Here is a 1,714-nt window from a genome sequence, read left to right as displayed (position 1 = left end):
TGTACTGCTCAGTGTTCATCAATTTCATTGTTCGTGTGATTTGGCCAAAGCCTGAATTGATGTTTAATTTGAATGAAGATCCATCCACTTTTGCTTTTTTGGTTGTAATCAAGACCACACCGTTTGCACCCCGAGAACCGTAAATGGCTGTAGCATCTGCGTCTTTAAGTATTTCAACACTTTCAATATCCGACGGGTTTATGTGGTTGAGTGGGCTTGAAGGCAACGTGCCCAAAACATTGGATACTTGAATATCCCCCAAAGATTGTGACAGGTATGGCACACCATCAATTACATATAATGGCTCATTTCCATCAGCTCTAATACTGTTTCTACCCCTAATATTAATTGAAAAGCTGCCTCCGGCCAATCCAGAGTTTTGTGTAATATTTACACCGGACATTCTACCCTGTAGTGCTTCCAATGGGTTTGTAATGGGCTGTCTTTCTATTTCACTTGCTGTTACCCTTGAAATACTGCCTGTTCGCTCTTTTTCTGTTGTGTTATAGTACCCCGCATTGATTACTACTTCCTTTAATGTAGTAGCATCTTCCTGCAAGGTGATGTTGATCAATGAGCGGTTATTGACGGGTTCTTCCACTATGGCGTAGCCGATATAGCTTATTACAAGCGTGTCTGTGGGTTGTGCAGATATTTTGTATTCCCCATTAAAATCAGAGACGGTACCCCTTTGTTCTCCTTTTATGAGAACTGTTGCCCCGGGTGTGGGTGAGGTACCGTCATTGATTTGCCCTTGCACCTTCAATGTGGAAGGTGTTTGGGCTAAAAGAGAAAAAGTGAGGGGCAACATGAGGAGGCAGGTTGTGATTAGGTGCCTCATTTGTTTGAGTTGGTATTTGTTTTTCATATTTTTGGTTATGTCCTCACCCGGCTTCGACCCTTCGACCCCGCTCAGGGCAGGCTCGCTTAGAGAGCGGCTCAGCCTCCAAAGTGGAATTTAGAAGAGTCTTGCCAAGTAAGGGGGTTAATAAATTAGTTTGAGGCCTTCTCTGACTTTGGAATGGTGGAGGAGGTCTTTATTTCGTTTTTGCAAGCTTGACGAGATTGCTTTCCTCCTTCACAGCTATCGCTAGTTACGGAGGACAAAGCGCAATGACGTACTTTGATTGACGTCTTTGCCTTTTGCACCCCGTTGCCCCTTGTCTCATGGCTAAATGATTTTTTACAAGGGGCGTGGCTTGACCAACCTATGAGAAGGTGATGGGGAGAGCCGTTGTGGAGTGCTTAGCTAATTAAAACAAGCTTAGAGTGGTTTTGTCATAGGCTTAATGCAGTATAAGGTTAAACAATAATTTATTGCGAAACCCTTTCAAAACAGTGAAGTGTGCTAAGAATATTAATGAGAGTATACCTATGGTTTTGGTCAAAAAAATAGGCGCAAGCCTCTACTTAACGGATTGGGGTACTGGTATACCTTGGAAACGATAAGTGAGTACTCACGCCCGGGTCGTGAGCATCCCTGCTTATCATCTCGTTTCCTAAAAATTACCAGTTTTCAATCCGAGATTCAAAGCGAATGCTTCTAATGTTTTGCTTTAAGAAGTAAACGCAAAAATAAATAATAAAAAGTATTTAAAATATAAATACTGATCAAATATAAAACAAATAAATGGTACTTCAAAGCGTACCGATATTTTTTTTTATATGTAGTTAATTGCAGATATGAAGGATACAATAGAAGAGCATATAAAAA

1 protein-coding gene is annotated in these 1,714 nt (G+C 41.1%); it reads right to left on the bottom strand.

The genetic code is table 11. From position 1 onward, the window contains the following. The coding region (locus AACY61_RS13335; RefSeq protein ID WP_339612070.1) for a TonB-dependent receptor plug domain-containing protein at positions 1-868 on the bottom strand (868 nt) is incomplete at its 3' end. Between the last annotated feature and the right edge of the window lie 846 nt (positions 869-1,714).

This window comes from uncultured Planktosalinus sp. (assembly GCF_963973675.1).
Classification (GTDB): domain Bacteria; phylum Bacteroidota; class Bacteroidia; order Flavobacteriales; family Flavobacteriaceae; genus Planktosalinus.
This window is presented reverse-complemented; position numbering and strand designations above follow the sequence as displayed.